Annotated in this window: 15 protein-coding genes; 8 read left to right on the forward strand and 7 right to left on the reverse strand. The window is 65.3% G+C overall.

The features are described 5' to 3' along the window. Both ACCD06_RS10795 and ACCD06_RS10800 read right to left on the reverse strand, forming a co-directional pair. Complete coding sequence (locus ACCD06_RS10795) at window positions 1-1896, reverse strand: potassium/proton antiporter (RefSeq protein ID WP_413340590.1); 1896 nt, start codon at window positions 1894-1896, stop codon at window positions 1-3. Between the two features lie 119 nt (window positions 1897-2015). Beyond that, entirely contained in the window at window positions 2016-2513 is a 498-nt protein-coding gene (locus ACCD06_RS10800) for an RT0821/Lpp0805 family surface protein (protein WP_413340592.1), read from the reverse strand. 163 nt (window positions 2514-2676) lie between these two features. On the opposite strand from ACCD06_RS10800, the gene ACCD06_RS10805 reads away from it, so the two are divergent. After that, window positions 2677-2859 carry a hypothetical protein gene (locus ACCD06_RS10805; RefSeq protein WP_085089555.1) on the forward strand — a complete coding sequence of 61 codons (183 nt, stop codon included), beginning with the start codon at window positions 2677-2679 and terminating at the stop codon, window positions 2857-2859. Window positions 2860-2867: 8 nt separating this feature from the next. Here the strand turns inward: ACCD06_RS10805 and ACCD06_RS10810 are convergent, their stop codons facing one another. Then, window positions 2868-3878 (reverse strand): patatin-like phospholipase family protein, encoded by a 1011-nt coding sequence (locus ACCD06_RS10810; protein ID WP_109076395.1) that lies wholly within the window; start codon window positions 3876-3878, stop codon window positions 2868-2870. A 176-nt stretch (window positions 3879-4054) separates the two neighbouring features. Here ACCD06_RS10810 and ACCD06_RS10815 point away from each other — a divergent pair, with 176 nt between their 5' ends. Then, window positions 4055-5842 (forward strand): ABC transporter ATP-binding protein, encoded by a 1788-nt coding sequence (locus tag ACCD06_RS10815; RefSeq protein ID WP_413340595.1) that lies wholly within the window; start codon window positions 4055-4057, stop codon window positions 5840-5842. Window positions 5843-5966: 124 nt separating this feature from the next. After that, on the forward strand, window positions 5967-6950 hold the full coding sequence (locus tag ACCD06_RS10820; protein WP_413340597.1) for a hypothetical protein: 984 nt from the start codon (window positions 5967-5969) through the stop codon (window positions 6948-6950). An 8-nt stretch (window positions 6951-6958) separates the two neighbouring features. Here the strand turns inward: ACCD06_RS10820 and ACCD06_RS10825 are convergent, their stop codons facing one another. The 3 genes from ACCD06_RS10825 to ACCD06_RS10835 all read right to left on the reverse strand — a co-directional run bounded on the left by ACCD06_RS10825 (window position 6959) and on the right by ACCD06_RS10835 (window position 11286). Next, complete coding sequence (locus tag ACCD06_RS10825; protein ID WP_413340599.1) at window positions 6959-8014, reverse strand: ABC transporter ATP-binding protein; 1056 nt, start codon at window positions 8012-8014, stop codon at window positions 6959-6961. Between the two features lies 1 nt (window position 8015). Beyond that, a complete protein-coding gene (locus ACCD06_RS10830; RefSeq protein WP_109076398.1) occupies window positions 8016-9038 on the reverse strand; it encodes a Fe(3+) ABC transporter substrate-binding protein in 1023 nt (340 codons plus the stop codon). A gap of 97 nt (window positions 9039-9135) precedes the next feature. Continuing rightward, a complete protein-coding gene (locus tag ACCD06_RS10835; RefSeq protein WP_109076399.1) occupies window positions 9136-11286 on the reverse strand; it encodes a putative bifunctional diguanylate cyclase/phosphodiesterase in 2151 nt (716 codons plus the stop codon). Between the two features lie 575 nt (window positions 11287-11861). Between ACCD06_RS10835 and ACCD06_RS10840 the strand changes: the two genes are divergently transcribed. Further along, window positions 11862-12104, forward strand: a complete 243-nt coding sequence (locus ACCD06_RS10840; RefSeq protein ID WP_109076400.1) for a hypothetical protein — start codon at window positions 11862-11864, stop codon at window positions 12102-12104. On the opposite strand, the gene ACCD06_RS10845 is transcribed toward ACCD06_RS10840, so the two are convergent. Beyond that, on the reverse strand, window positions 12076-12417 hold the full coding sequence (locus ACCD06_RS10845) for a YnfA family protein (RefSeq protein ID WP_109076401.1): 342 nt from the start codon (window positions 12415-12417) through the stop codon (window positions 12076-12078). The two genes, ACCD06_RS10840 and ACCD06_RS10845, sit on opposite strands and share 29 nt — an antisense overlap. A gap of 187 nt (window positions 12418-12604) precedes the next feature. Between ACCD06_RS10845 and ACCD06_RS10850 the strand changes: the two genes are divergently transcribed. The 4 genes from ACCD06_RS10850 to ACCD06_RS10865 all read left to right on the forward strand — a co-directional run bounded on the left by ACCD06_RS10850 (window position 12605) and on the right by ACCD06_RS10865 (window position 15574). Continuing rightward, window positions 12605-12820: a hypothetical protein gene (locus ACCD06_RS10850; RefSeq protein WP_109076402.1), complete on the forward strand. Its 216-nt coding sequence runs from the start codon at window positions 12605-12607 to the stop codon at window positions 12818-12820. Between the two features lie 35 nt (window positions 12821-12855). Continuing rightward, complete coding sequence (locus ACCD06_RS10855; RefSeq protein WP_109076403.1) at window positions 12856-13182, forward strand: hypothetical protein; 327 nt, start codon at window positions 12856-12858, stop codon at window positions 13180-13182. Window positions 13183-13293: 111 nt separating this feature from the next. Next, a complete protein-coding gene (locus tag ACCD06_RS10860; RefSeq protein WP_413340602.1) occupies window positions 13294-13473 on the forward strand; it encodes a CsbD family protein in 180 nt (59 codons plus the stop codon). A gap of 220 nt (window positions 13474-13693) precedes the next feature. After that, window positions 13694-15574: a SurA N-terminal domain-containing protein gene (locus ACCD06_RS10865; RefSeq protein ID WP_413340604.1), complete on the forward strand. Its 1881-nt coding sequence runs from the start codon at window positions 13694-13696 to the stop codon at window positions 15572-15574. Window positions 15575-15615: the final 41 nt, after the last annotated feature.

Raw genomic sequence — 15615 nt, forward strand, 5'->3', positions numbered from 1 at the left:
TCAGGCGGCGTCGTTCCGGCTTTCCACCCGTTCCTCATGGTTCGGCTCAGGCGGTGGCAGTGCCTCCTGCCGGCGTGCCCGAAGCTTCTCGCGCTCCTTCCAGCGCCGGAAGGAGTGCTTGATCCACCAGCCGCGCAGCCGTCCGCCGACATCGGCGATCCGCTGGTAGAGCGGCCGGCGCCGGCTGGTCACGCGGGCAGGCTCCAGCGCCATGCCGACGGAGGTGATGGTGTCGTCCTCCATGTCGCGCACGATCAGCTCGACCCCGCCCATGCGCACCCGGTCGCCCAGTTCACAGGAACCGCCGAACTCGTTGCGCAGCAGATCCCTCAAGGTCAGGCGGGCGTTGGGCAGCGACAGCGGCAGACCGTACATCTCGGCGATCTGCTCCACCGTGGCGTCGGGGCTCAGCACAAGATCGCCGTAGAATTCCCGGTCGTTCTGGTCGAGCGCCCGGCTGCCGCCATAGAGCTTGTCGATCAGCGGCAACCGGTGCTGCGGCGTGAACAGATAGACATGGTCGCCGGGCTGGAGGGGCTTCGCCTTGTGCAGCGGCACCACCGCGCCCGACCGGATCACCAGCGACGGCTTGGCCCAGCGCGGCATGCGCTGGCCGCGCGCGGCCGGGCTCTTGCCATGGACGGTGTAGGCCACCAGTTCCTGGTCGGCATTGCCGGGAAGCTCAAGCTCCACGCGCTCCACCGGACCGCGGCGCGGCGGAACGATCAGTTCCAGCGCCCGCGCCATGCTGCCGATGGTCCAGCCCTGCACCAGCAGCGAGACGACCACGACGACGAAGGCGGTGTTGAAGATCAGCTGGCCGTTCTCAAGCCCACCCAGCACCGGCACCAGCGCCAGCAGAAGCGACACCGCCCCGCGCAGGCCGACCCAGGCGATGAAGCTGGTTTCCCGCACCGAAAAGCGGAAGGGCAGCAGGCACATCCACACCGCGGCCGGGCGGGCGACCGCGATCAGGACGAAAGCCACGCCCAGCGCCGGCAGGATCATGCCGGCGAACTCCCGCGGCGTGGCGAGCAGCCCCAGCATCACGAACATGACGATCTGGCTGAGCCAGGTCAGCCCGGAATGGAAACGCCGCAGGTCCAGCGCCCCGCGCAGCCTGACATTCCCGGCATAGAGCCCGGCGGCATAGACGGCCAGATAGCCGCTGCCGCCCAGCACGTTGGTGACGGCGAAGATGAACAGGGCGAAGGTCAGCGTCACCACCGGGTTCAGCCCGGATTCGAAATTCGCCTTGTTGATGAAGGCCACCAGCAGCCAGCCGCCGGCCAGCCCCATCACCCCGCCCAGGGTGAAAGCAAGCACCAGCTCGCCGACGATGGCGATGGGCGAGGCAAGGCCGTGGGTCGCCGCCTCCACCAGCAGGATGGTCAGCATGATGGCGACCGGATCGTTGCTGCCCGATTCGATCTCCAGCGTGGAGCGGACACGGTCGCGCAGGGTGATGCCGCCGACCCGCAGCAGGAAGAACACCGCCGCCGCGTCGGTGGAACTGCAGGCCGCCCCCACCAGCAGCGCCTCACCCCAGCCGAGCCCCATCAGATAATGGGCGGCGACGCCCACCACGCCGGTGGTGACGGCAACGCCCACCGTCGCCAGAGTCATCGCCGGCCAGGCCGCCGCCTTGTAGCTGGCGAGCTTGGTGTCGAACCCGCTCTCGAACAGGATCACCGCCAGCGCCATCGACCCGATCAGAAAGGCGGAGCCGGCATCGTTGAAGGAGATCTGACCGATCCCATCCTCGCCGGCCAGCAGGCCGATGCCGAGGAAGATCAGCAGCAACGGCGCACCGACCCGCAAGGCGAGGTAGCTGGTCAGCACGCTGACGATCAGCAGGGTGGATCCGATGAGGATGATGTAGCTGACCGCCTCCATAAGCCCCGCACGCCGTTCGCATCAGGCCGCCATCCGGCGGAACTCGTTGATTTTGACGGCAACCTTCCACATCCGCAAGGCGTAGGACCCGGAGGCGGTCATTCGGACAGGCTGTACGCTTACGACATCAGCTTCCAGCTGCCGTCAGGCTGGCGGCAGGCGGTCCCGCGCGCGACCTCCGTTTTGCCGTCGATCACGACCGTATGGTTGTAGTCGCGACAGGTCTGGCCGCTGTTGTCCTGATAGGTCTTCACCGGCTGGATGGTACCGCGGTTGCCGGACTCCGGATTGTTCCAGGTGATGGTCTGGTTGTTGGCGACCGCACGCTCCTCCGCATCCGACGCCCGGTTCTGGTCGGCCGGGCTGAAATGCCGGGCGAGTTGCTGGCCGGCATAGGCGCCGAGCAGCGTCCCGATGGCGGTGGTCGCCAGCTTGCCCGACCCGCCACCAAAGCGGGAACCGAGCAGGCCGCCGGCCACGGCGCCGCCCAGCGTGCCGACGGTCTCCGATGTGTTCATCCCGCCGATGCCGCCATTGGGGTTCTGGCAGGCGGCCAGCGATAGGGCCGCGGTGGCGGCTATGGCGGTGGTGCGCAAATGATTGATGATCGTCCGCATGGTCATTCCCCCGATTGAACGTTGCATGGTTAAAGTCAGGTCAACGCTTGAAGGGGGAAGAGGTTCCGCCCAAAAGTATCAGGACCGAAAGATCAGCGGAGGATGGAAGCAAAATGCGATCCCGCGTGTTTAGACACCGAACAGTCAACATGTGGAGGGTAGCATGATGTCCCGTTTGCGTCTGATCGGTGCGGTGTTCGCGCTTCTTTCCGTCACCGCCTGCTCGACTGGCGGCGTGGTCGGCGGTGCGGCCGGTGCGGCCGGCGGTTACGCGGTGGACGGCACCCGCGGCGCCGTGATCGGCGGCCTGGGTGGCGCGGCGCTGGGCACGGCGATCGATCACTAAAAAGGCGCTCAATCCCGCACCGGCCCGCGCGTCGATTCACGCGGGCCGGTGGCGAAGACGGCGAGCGCGTCGTGCAGATCCGGCAGGACGCGCTCCACCGCCGCCTCCCCCTCGCGGATGCAATCGTCGGCACGGTCGAATTCGGTCAGGCCGATGTGTCCCAGCCGCGGCACGATGTGGACGTCCGGCGGGTCGCCGGCCAGCCGCGACCGGGTGATGCGGTCGGTGACGATGCCCAGCGACGAGACCATCACGCCGAACAGGCTCGGCCCCTCATAGTCGCGGCGGAAGATGCGGCGCGCCAGGGCGCCGATCCCGCTCGGCGGGCGCTGGCCCGGCACCTCGTCCTCCACCAGCCGCAGCAGGTCGAATCCGGCGGCGGTCGGCACGCTGGCGCCCGGCTTGCGTGCCTTGCCCAGGATGTCGCCGGACAGATTGACGGCGATCACCATCTGCGCGCCCAGCGCCCGGCAGGCCGACACCGGCACCGGGTTGACCAGGGCGCCGTCGATCATCCAGCGCCCGTCGATCGACACCGGCGGAAACACGCCCGGCAGCGAGAAGGATGCCCGCATGGCGTCGACCAGTTCGCCGCGCTGCAGCCACACCTCGTGGCCGGTCACCAGATCGGTGGTGACGGCGGCATAGGGGCATGGCAGTTCCTCGATCCGCACGTCGCCGAGGTGCAGGCGCAACTCCGCCAGCAGCCGGTCGCCACCGATCAGCCCACCGCCCTGGCGCAGCCGCAAATCCAGATAGCCGACGATCTTCATCCGGGTCAGCGTGCGCACCCACTCTTCCAGCGTGTCGAGCTTTCCCGCCAGATGGACGCCACCGACCAGCGCCCCGACCGACGAGCCGCAGACGATGTCGGTCTCGATCCCATAACGCTTCAGCGCCCGCAGCACGCCGATATGCGCCCAGCCGCGCGCCACCCCACCGCCCAGCGCGAGACCGATGCGCGGACGCCGCGCACCGCCGCCATTAAGTCCGCCATTGAGGCCAATTCCGTTCGGCATGGGCACTCCCCCTCTCACCCGGCGGCACGATGTTCGCCGCTCCGATCATCCGCAGCTTCGCATGAAACCGGTAAAGGAAGCCTGTAACCAGCACCGGCGGCACCGCGTCGACCGGTGGACAAAGCCGAAGCCCATGGGCTAAGCCATCCCCAACGGACATGAGATCGGATGCGACCGTGACGAACAAGAGCGGCAAGCCCCTGCGCCTGGATGCGGCGACCGAACGGCTGGCAGCCCGGATGTGGCGAGAGTGGGTGCGCCCCTATCGCGGCAAGCTGTTGCTGTCCTTCCTGCTGATGGCGATCGTGGCGGCGACCACCGGCGCCTATCCGCTGCTGATCGACCGCTCCTATGCCATGTTCTCCGCCCAGGACCGCGGCATGCTGCTGGCGATCCCGCTGGCGATCATCGCGGTGACCATCATCAAGGGCGTGTCGCTCTATTCCCAGACCGTGGTGACCAGCGACATCGTCCAGCGCGTCATCGCCGACGTCCGGCTGGCGATGTTCACGCATCTGCAGACCGCCGACATGGCGCAATTGCACGCCACCCCGACCGGTGCGCTGACCTCCCGCTTCATCAACGACGTCGACCTGATCCGCAATGCGCTGACCCGCACGCTGACCGGCCTGGTGCGCGACATCCTGACGGTGATCGCGCTGGTCGGGTCGATGTTCTATCTGGACTGGCTGCTGTCGCTGATCGTCTTCATCATCTATCCCATCGCCGCCGTTCCCATCGTGCGCATCGGCAAGCGACTGCGCCGCGTCTCCCGCGATACCCAGGCGCAGATGGGCGACATGACCTCGCTGCTGACCGAAAGCCTGTCGGGCGCGCGGATGGTCAAGACCTACAATCTGGAAGACTATGAGCGCGCCCGCGCCGGCCGCGCCTTTCAGGAGAATTACCAGCTGACCATGAAGGCGGTGCGCGCCCGTTCGCGCATCGATCCGATGATGGAGGTGCTGGGCGGCGTCGCGGTGGCGGGGGTGATCGCCTTCGCCGGATACCGCATGACGCTGGGCGAGGGCTCGGTCGGCGCCTTCTCCGGCTTCGTCGGCGCGCTGCTGATGGCGGCCCAGCCGGTGCGTGCCATCGGCACGCTGAACGCTGCCCTGCAGGAGGGCATGGCCGCCGCCCAGCGCATCTTCGAACTGCTGGACCAGCAGCCGACGATCCTGGAGCAGCCGGGCGCCAAGCCGCTGTCGGTTTCCAAGGGTGCGGTCGCACTTCGTGGCGTCCGTTTCTTCTACGAAGCCGGTGCCGAGACGCTGAAGGGCATCGACCTCGACGTGCCGGCCGGCAGCACGGTGGCGCTGGTCGGGCGCAGCGGCGCCGGCAAATCGACGGTGTTCAACCTGATCCCGCGCCTCTACGACGTGACGGGCGGCGAGGTGCTGATCGACGGCCAGGACGTGCGCGGCGCCACCCTGCGCAGCCTGCGCGGCGCAGTCTCCATCGTCAGCCAGGACACGGTTCTGTTCAACGACACGGTGCGGGCGAACATCTGCTTCGGCCGCCTCGACGCCGGGATGGATGACGTGATCGCCGCCGCCAAGGCCGCCGCCGCGCACGACTTCATATCGAAGCTGCCGGAAGGCTATGACACGGTGATCGGCGACCGCGGCGTCAAGCTGTCGGGCGGCGAACGCCAGCGTCTCGCGCTGGCCCGCGCCTTCCTGAAGGATGCGCCGATCCTGCTGCTGGATGAGGCGACGAGTGCATTGGACAGTGAATCGGAGCGTCTGGTGCAGGCGGCGCTGGAACGGCTGACGGCGGGTCGCACCACGCTGGTGATCGCCCATCGTCTGGCGACCGTCCGCAATGCCGATCGCATCGTGGTGATGGAAGGCGGCCGCATCATCGAGCAGGGCACGCACGACGCGCTGCTGGCGGCCGACGGCGCCTATGCGCGGCTGTGCCGGTTGCAGTTCGGCGAGGATGAGGTGCGGGCGGGGGCGTGAGTGGAGTTTTTAGCTAGATCTGATATATTGAATCGAACCATAGACAAAATCCTTGCGCTCACTCGATAGTCTTTCCATTTTTGGCATAGCTTGAAGTGGAAAGCTCTTCGGCAGGGAGGTACCTATGGGAATATACCGTTTTCTGAACAAAGAACACGTTGGAAGTCTACTGAACGGCTGTTTACGATTTGGCAGCTTACAGAGGTATCGTCTTTTAGAAGAGATAAAAGGTGATAAATGGATTGGAGATCGGAGAGAGTACGTCTCAGAGTCCTTGATTGAAAAGGCATCGTCAAATTCACCAGCCGATCGCGATTTATTTAAATCGTTGAAAAATGATGGAGCAATATCAGTTAATGGTTCATGTGAGGTGGTTATACAGAACGTCAAAATAATAAAAAATGGAAATGGATTTGTTTTTTCTATGTGCGCGGGAGAAATAGAAGAACTAAAAGAATCTATGTGCAATCCAAAGGACGATTCAGCATATGACGCATGCATTGAAATAAAAAATGTAGAATTACTGTGTGCAAAAATATGGAGTCATGGAACAGTTGATGGGACGCCGATTCCTGACCTATTTTTTTCAATATCACACGATCGAGTAGCATACGACTGGGATATTGCAAGCTACATCCCATATGGAACTTTCCCATCCCCCTTCAAAAAGCTTCCTAGCTACCAAAAGCAGTCTGAGTATCGCATCTTCTTAGAACCAAAAACCAATATAGCGAAAAATCACATATTTATCAGACTGAACGACAAGGTGGATCTATTCAAAGAAATAGATTTGAGCTTATCACCGCGGGAAACATATGATCAAAAAGAATCCATCAGGGAATTACAGGACGAGGTATATTTAGATTCAATTAAAATTTTAACGTTTTACTTACTTGAAGCCGCAACCATGAAGAGACGTATTTTTTCTGACGACGACAGAGCAAACATCAGAAAATCTATATACCTTAACTATTGGACACTAAGAGAGCGAAATCCAGAAATGTACCAGGACAATGACATAGATAATTATATTCAATACCGATGCCCGGATGCGAGTCTGTATGCGATATTTTTGAATTACCCAAAGAATAAAATGGCTCCAAAATAACTTACCACTCACCCCGCCGGAAACACCATCACCCGCTCGGCCGCCATTGCGGCGGACAGTTCTTCACCGGCGCGGACGTCCACATGCCCCGGCAGCCGCGCATGGATCTCCGACCCACCCAGGTCCAGGCAAACCCGCGTCGCCGGTCCCAGGAAGCTGGAATGGCGGACCCGCACCGGAACGGCGTCGGGCCGGGCGCCGAGCGGAACCAGTTCCAGATCCTCCACCCGGCAGGCGACCTCGACCTTCATCCCGCCGGGCAGGCCGGGCGCCATGACCCGGCCGAGCGGGGTAACGATCTGCCCGTCGCGCACCGTCGCCTCGAAGCGGTTCACCTCGCCGAACAGGCGGGCGACGAAGCTGTTGGCCGGGCGCTGGTAGAGGTTGACCGGCGTGTCGGCCTGGACGACGCGTCCTGCCTCCATCACCACCACGCGGTTGCCCATCTCCATCGCCTCTTCCGGGTCGTGGGTGACGACGATGGTGGCGATGCCGCTGGCGCGGATGATCCGCACCACCTCCTCCCGCACCGACCGGCGGAGTTGCTCGTCCAGCGCCGAGAAGGGCTCGTCTAGCAGAAGGACCTTGGGATCGCGCGCCATGGCGCGGGCCAGAGCCACCCGCTGCTGCTGGCCGCCCGACAGAGTGTGCGGGTAGGCGTCGGCATAGCGGGTCAGCGCCATGGTCTCCAGCAGCTCCGCCACCCGGCGCTTGCGTTCGGCGCGCGGACGGTCGGTCTGGCCGAAGGCGATGTTGCCCGCCACCGTCAGGTGCGGGAACAGCGCGAAGTCCTGGAACATCATGCCGACCGGCCGCTTTTCCGGCGGCAGCGACCGGCCCGCGGTGGCGAGCTGCTGCCCCTCCACCGCGATCTCGCCCTTCTGAACCGACTCCAGTCCGCTGATCAGGCGCAGCAGGGTCGACTTGCCGCAGCCTGACGGGCCGACGATGCACACCACCTCACGCGGGGCGACCGACAGCGAGACGCCGTCGACCGCGATCAATTGGCCGTAGCGGTGGGTGATGCCGGAGAGGATAACGGAAGGGGCGAGGGTGTCGGTCATCTTACTTCCAGCCGGCACGGTCCATGATGCGCAGCGCCTGCGGCGTGTGGGCGGCGAAGGAGGCGGCATTCACCTCGGCCGCCTTGAAGCTGCCGAGCTTCACCAGTTCCGGATGCGGCTGGACCGCCGGGTTGACCGGATATTCCATATTGCCGTCGGCGAACTGGCGCTGTGCCTCCGGGCTCAGCAGATATTCCAGCAGCTTGCGGGCATTCTCCTGGTTCTTGGAGGTCTTCACCACGCCAGCGCCGCTGAGGTTCACATGGGTGCCGCGGTTGCCTTGGTTGGGGAAGATGACCCCGACCTTTGACGCGACCTCGCGGTCCTCCTGCTTGGCCGAAGTGATCATCTTGCCGACGTAATAGGTGTTGGCGATGGCGACGTCGCCCTCGCCCACCGCGACCGCCCGGATTTGATCGGTGTCGCCACCCTGCGGCGGACGCGCGAGGTTGGCGACGAGGCCCTTCACCCACTCCTCCGTCTTTTCCTCGCCCAGCGCTTCGATCATCGAGGCGGTCAGGGCCAGGCTGTAGGGATGGGTGCCGCTGCGGGTCAGAACGCGGTGCTTCCACTCCGGCTTGGCGAGATCCTCGTAATCCTTGATCTGCTCCGGCTTCACCCGGTCGCGGGCGTAGACGATGATGCGGGCGCGGCTGGACAGGCCCCACCAGGCCCCTGCCGGGTCGCGCAGGTTGGCCGGAACCTTGACCGCTTCCAGCGCCGGCGACGTCACCGGGGCGAGCAGCCCTTCCTTGGCCGCGGCGGCCAGACGGCCGGCATCGACAGTGATGAAGAGGTCGGCCGGGCTGCTGGGCCCTTCCGACTTCATGCGCTGAATCAGTTCATCATGGTTGCCTTCGATGATGTTGACCTTGATGCCGGTCGACTTCGTGAAGGTTTCATAGATCGCGCGGTCGGTGTTGTAGTGCCGCGAGTTGTAGACATTGACCTCCTGAGCCTGAACCGAAAAGGCGGTCAAGGCGCCGACGGCAAACGCGACACCAGCGATCTTGTCGATGAACATCCATCACTCCCGGACTGCGAATGGCTCTCAATTTCGTGAGAATGGATATCATTTGCAGCTGGCGCTGTCGAGACAGGATTCACCCCAAGGAGAGGGATCAGGCGATCGCAGGTGCGGCTTGGGAGCGCACCATGTCGGCCAGCGCCTCGGGCGGCATCGGGCGGCCGAACAGATAGCCCTGCATCAGATCGCAGCCGACCGACACCAGGAAATCGCGCTGCTCCGCCGTCTCCACCCCTTCCGCCACCGTGGTCAGGCCCAGGCCGTGCGCCATGCCGACGGCGGCACGGACAAGCGCGTTGCTCTTGGGATTCTCCGGCACGTCGATGACGAAAGCGCGGTCGATCTTCAGCTTCGCCACCGGCAGCTGCTGCACATAGCTGAGGGAGGAATAGCCGGATCCGAAATCGTCGATGGCCGCCTGGATGCCCAGATCGGCCAGTTCGCCCAGCGTCCGCACCGCCACTTTCAAGTCGCGCACCGCCGCCTGTTCGGTGATCTCCAATCCCAGATGGCTGCTCAGCGTTGCATGCTCGCCCAGCAATTCCTCCAGCCGAAGGGTCAGGTTGCCGCGCAGGAATTGCTGGCCGGAGATGTTAAGGAAGACGCGGTCGGGCAGCACACCATCGGCCTCCCAGACCGCCATCTGGGCGACCGCGGTCGACAGAACCCAGTCGGTGATCGGCACGATCAGGCCGCTTTCCTCCGCGACCGGGATGAACTCGCCGGGCGAGACCGGTCCCAAGGCATGATGATCCCAGCGCAGCAACGCTTCCGCCGACCGGATCCGGCCGGCCCTGTCGACGATGGGCTGATAGACGAGGCGCAACTCGTTGCGTTCGATGGCGTGGGTCAGATGCATGGTCAGCATCATCCGCCGCGTCGCCGCCGCCGCCATCTCCAGCGTGTAGAAGCAGACGGCATTGCCGCCATTGTGCTGCACCGCCTGCAGGGCCAGCTTGGCCTTGGCGTTCAGGTCCTCCAGCGTGCTGACCGTGTCGTCCTGCACCGCGGCGCCGACCGACAGGCGCAGCCGCACCCAATGCCGGTCGGCGTAGATCGACGCGGTCAGCCTGTCGTGCAGCACGCCGGCCAGCGTGCGCGCATGGTCGGCGTCGGTCACCCGTGACAGCGCTGCGAATTCGTCGGCGGCGATGCGGCAGATGATGGTGTTGGGCGGCAGCACCTCCGTCACGCGGCTGACCATCGCCTTCAGCGCGGCGTCGCCGACATGGAAGCCAAAGGCTTCGTTCACGTCGCTGAACTGGTCGACGTCGAGCGAGAACAGCGCGAACAGGCTCCCGCCCGAAGCCACGTCTTTCCCCTCGGCGCGGCTGCCGGCGAACAGAGCCTCGCATTCCTCAAGGAAGGCGGTGCGGGTCAGGACGCCGGTCAGGGGGTCGTGCCGCGCGAGGTAGGAGGCGCGCTGCTCCGCCGCGAGGCGTTCGGAGATGTCGCGGATGATGCCGACGAAGGTCACATCCTCGCCCAGCCGCGCCTGACCGACGCTGAGATGGATGGGGAACACCGTGCCGTCCTTGCGCTGACCCAGCGTTTCGCGGCCGATGCCGATGATCTTGGGCCGGTCGGTCCGCATATAGGTGTCGACGTAGCGGCCATGGTCGCGCGAAAAGGGTGGCGGCATCAGGATCGACATGTTCCGCCCGACCAGTTCACCGTCCTCATAGCCGAACAGCCGGCAGCAGGCGCGGTTGATGGAGCGGATGATGCCGCTGCGGTCCGAGACGATGATGCCGTCCACCGCCGCGTCCAGCAGGGTGGCGATGAAGGAATCCCGGCAGGTCACGAACTCCGCGATGCGGTCGGGATCGCCGGTCAGGTGAAAGGTGCCGAGATAGCCGACGGTCGCCCCGGCGGCATCGCGATGGGCGATCACGCTGCCGCTGAGGATCGAGCGGCGGCCGTCGCAACCGACCGTCGGGCAATCGACCGGCGCGGAGGTCGTCACCGGCGAACCGTCCAGCGTCGCAATGGCAGCGGCCAGCGCCGCGGTCACGGGATGGGCGATGCCGACCAGCGCGCAGCCGATCAGGTCCGCCGGCGAGCGGTCCAGAACCGCCGCGAAATGCGGATCGGCATGGCGGCACAAGCCGTCACGGTCCAGATAGACCAGCGCCATCCCGCCATCGTCCAGCAGGCTGGCGGCCAAAGAGGCCAGAAATGCGGGATCACGCGGCATCGCGGCGGCTTGCGCCCCGCTGGAACCGCTGCTTTCGGAACCGTTCATCTGATCCGCCGGTTGTAGGTTCACGAAACGATCCGCTTTTCTCGATACCGCCGGAAAGGGCGGCCTGATGATGCACCGACGGTCGCCCGGCGGCTGAATCGGACACCCGACGGAGGTATTATGACCCCGTCCGGCTTGATTTCCAACGCCAAGCAATCCCGCAAATGCCAAAGATTTGCGCAACCCGTTGCCCGTGATGCATTCGCACTCTAACGGTTAGAGTCCGATACATGATTGACATGGTTCAATGCGCGGCACGGTTCCGGGAATAAACGGCCGCGCCCGGCAGCACCACCACAGCTTTTGCGCGTGTGGTCTGCGACAATTCGGTGGCATCCACCGCAGTGGACTGGACCTGCGGCGGTATTGGCCCCAGGATTCTCTCCACACATTCCCCGCACGGGAAGCAATTCGCCTCACAGCCCGCGATGGAGGAATAAACCGGACGTCCCAGGCGTTTGTCCGACAATGGCCGCAGCCGCAGGCGTGAACCACCAGCGTCACGCCGGATGCTGCCGTCGCTTCGGGTCCGCCAACGGTCCGCGGTTCAAGAAATCGATTGGGAGCATTCAGACATGACCAACGCATTCAGCCAGATCAGCCACGCCGACGGCCGTGCGTACTACCAGGGCACTCCGCTGTCCCTGGCCGATGCGCAGATCATGCTCAACGACGACATCCTTCGCCGGACCGTGCGCGTCGGCGCCTATCTGCGGGTGGACGACGCCGGCCGCCTCGTCCTGGTGAATGGTCCTGCCCTGCGGCGCTCTGTCAACCGGCCGCCGACCTTCAGCCCCCGCGCGGGCCGGCAAGAATAAGCGCCGCCCCCGCCAGACAGACCAGTGCGCCGGCCGCGTCCCAGCGGTCCGGCCGCGCGCCCTCGACCAGCCAGAGCCACAGCAGCGACGCCGCGATGTAGACGCCGCCATAGGCGGCATAGGCCCGCCCGGCGAAATCGGCGTCGGCCCGCGTCAGCAGCCACGCGAAGAGGCAGAGGCTCGCGAATCCGGGCAGCACCCACCATGCGCTCCGCCCCAGCCGTATCCAGGCCCAGAAGGCGAAGCAGCCGGCGATCTCCGCCAGTGCGGCCGCACCGTAGACGGCCAGCGTCGTCCCCAGCGCCCGCGCCATCCTGCCTCCGTTTCCTCCCCGTCATCGACGGGGCCGATGCTGCCCATCGCCGATTGCCGCGTCAATGCGTTGCGCGCCGGTGAATGGCGCCACAGCTCGTTTCAACTTGCCGCCGCAATATTACAGCGCATTCATGGACTTCCCCGAGGGTGCGGCATAGATTCGCCGCTAACGGAGGCATACGGCGATGTTCATAGATGCGACCAACCCTATGCGGGACGCTTTCGAAACGATCCAGGCCACCGACGTGATCTCGGATGCGAAGAAGCACGTCCTGTTTCAGGGACTGGAGGCATTGCGCCGTCAGCATTGCCCGGAGCCGGCCCAGGCCGTCCGATGCTGCGAGGAGTGCCTGACCCGACACCGCTGTCTGTCGGCGGTTCTCGACCTGCTTGGTTCCTGACCATCAGCCCTGACGATCAGATTGGACGCGGCAGAGTGAGGCTTACGCTCGACGACGAAGCGACGCTGTGTTCCGTTGAAATCCTGGCGGAGGCGGTCGAGATGGCCTTCGTTCCCGGCATCCTCGAACTGCGCACCCTGCGCGATTCCCTGAATGAGGCCCTGCGCACCCGCTCTCCGTCGGCGGTGAGGCTGGCCTACAGCGCCTTCAGCCGGGTCGACCGCGATTTCCGCGACAAGATCGCCCACCACGCCCTGCAATTGGCGGCGCTGCGCCGGCACAGCGCCGGCCCGATGCGCACCGGCGGCGGCACCCCGCCGCGCGGGGCCGGCCGCGGCATCGACGAGCCGCGCCGGGCCTGATCCGCGAATCCCTCAGCGGGGCCGGCTTGTCTTTCGTGTACTATTTGTAATGGACCCTTTGCCCATCCCTCCTGTTGTTCCGGCATAACCAACACGCAAGAGGTTGCCACCATGGACAAGGACCGGATCGAGGGCGCCGCCCGCACCGTCAAGGGTTCGATCAAGGAAGCGGCCGGCAAGCTGACCGGCGACACCAAGATCGAGGCCGAGGGCCGCGGCGAAAAGGCCGCCGGCAAGGTTCAGAACAGCATCGGCGGCGCCAAGGATGCCGTGCGAGACGCGCTGAAGTGATCCCGGCACCCGCCTAGGGTTCCAGTAAACGGTGAGTTTCCGACGCCCTGGCCCCACCTTTTCCGTGGAGCCGGGGCGTTCGTTTGCGAATTGACCCTGACGAGAGGAACGACGCCGGAGATCGGCGGTGTGGAAATGGGCTGTTGCCGCCCCACCCTCCCCTATCTATGATGCGCCGCCCCGGCCGGATGGCCGAACGACGCGCTTAGATTCGGGTCCCATGCTCCAGTTCATCCGCAATTTCGCCGGCTCCTGGGTCGTCAAGATCCTGTTCGTGCTGTTGATCCTCAGCTTCGGCATCTGGGGGATCGGCGACGTGTTCCGCTCCACCACTCCCACCACCGTCGCCGAGGTCGGCAAGGTGGAGATCGGGCAGCAGGCGCTGGACCAGGAATTCCGCCGGCAGATGGAACGGCTTCGCCCGATGCTGGGCGGCAACCTGACCGCCGAGCAGGCAAAGCGATTCGGCCTTCTGGAGCAGTCGCTGCAATCGCTGATCCAGCGCACGCTGTTCGACCTCGCGGCGGCCGATATGGGCATTGCCGTCGGGCCGGAGGTGGTCCGCATGCGCATCGCCGAAGAGCCGGCCTTCCGCAACCAGCAGGGCCAGTTCGACCCGAACGTCTTCCGGTCGGTGCTGCGCAACAACCAGCTGACCGAAGACGGCTATGTCGCGATGATCCAGCGCGAGACGGCGCGCCAGCTGGTCGCCGGTGCGGTGTCCGCCGGCCTCACCCCGCCGCAGCCGCTGGTGCAGGACCTCTACCGCTATCGCGGCGAAAAGCGCGTGGCGGAGGTGGTGACCCTGCCCAACGCCGCCATCGGCGATGTCGGTGTGCCCGACGACGCGACGATCAAGCAGTCGTATGAGGACCATCAGGTCCGCTTCACCGCCCCGGAATACCGCGCCCTGACGGTCGCCCGTCTGTCGCCCGACGTGCTCGCCAAGGACATCAAGATCGACGATGCCCAGCTGCGCAAGGCGTATGAGGAGCGCGCGAACGAATTCGGCGCCCCGGAAAAGCGCACCGTGCAGATGGTGGTGGTCGACGATGAGGCGAAGGCCAAGCAGATCGCCGAAGCCGCGAAGGCCAAGGGCATCGCCGAAGCCGCCAAGGATGCCGGCGTCGAGCCGGTGACCCTGGACAACATCGCCAAGGCCGACCTGCCGGAAATCGGCGACGCCGCCTTCGCGCTGGAGCCCGGCAAGCCCTCCGACCCGATCAAGAGCGCGCTCGGCTGGCATGTCATGGCCGTCACCGGCGTCACCCCCGGCTCGACCAAGAGCTTCGAGGATGTGCGCGGCCAGCTGGAGGCGGAGCTGAAGAAGGAGCAGGCGCTCGACTCCGTCTTCTCCATCGCCAATCGGGTCGAGGACCAGCTCGCCAGCGGTGCGCCGCTGGAGGAAGTCGCACAGGCCCAGGGTCTGGCCCTGACCAAGGTCGCCGCCGTCGACAGCACCGGCAAGGCGCCGGACGGCAAGGACGCCGCCCCCGACCTTCCCGGCTTGAAGGCGCAGTTGCCGAGTGCTTTCCAGCTGAAGACCGGCGCAACCTCCAACCTGACCGAGGGCGAGGGCAGCGTTTTCACCGCCGTCCGCGTCGACAGCGTGATCCCCGCCGCCGTCCGTCCGCTGGCCGACGTGCGCGATCAGGTCGTCGCCGACTGGCAGCAGGAGCAGCGCGCCGAGCGCGCCGCCAAGAAGGCGGAGGAGATCGCCGCCCGCCTGAAACAGGGATCGGAAGCCGCCGCGCAGGACGTCGCCACCCAGGCCGGCGCCAGCTTCGCCATGACCTCCCCCTTCACCCGTGATGCCCAGTCGGTGCAGGGCCTGCCGGCAGACATGGTTGCCAAGCTGTTCGCCGCCAAGCCGAACGAGGTCGTTACCGGCAACACCGCCGACGCGCAGGTCGTCGCCCGGTTGAAGGAGGTCATCCCGGCCGACCCGAAGGCCGCCGACGCCGATCTGGCGCCGGTCCGCGCATCGGTCGAACAGGGGATGGAGAACGATCTGGTGGCCGAATTCACCAACGCGCTGCGCGACAAGTATCCGGTCCGCATCCACCGCCAGCGCATCGACCAGTTCTTCGCCAGCAACTGAGTCTCCGGCTCAGCCGACAGCAACCCCGAGAGGTTCCGTGC

Origin of the sequence: Azospirillum sp. CT11-132 (assembly GCF_047302835.1) — a bacterium.
GTDB lineage: Bacteria > Pseudomonadota > Alphaproteobacteria > Azospirillales > Azospirillaceae > Azospirillum.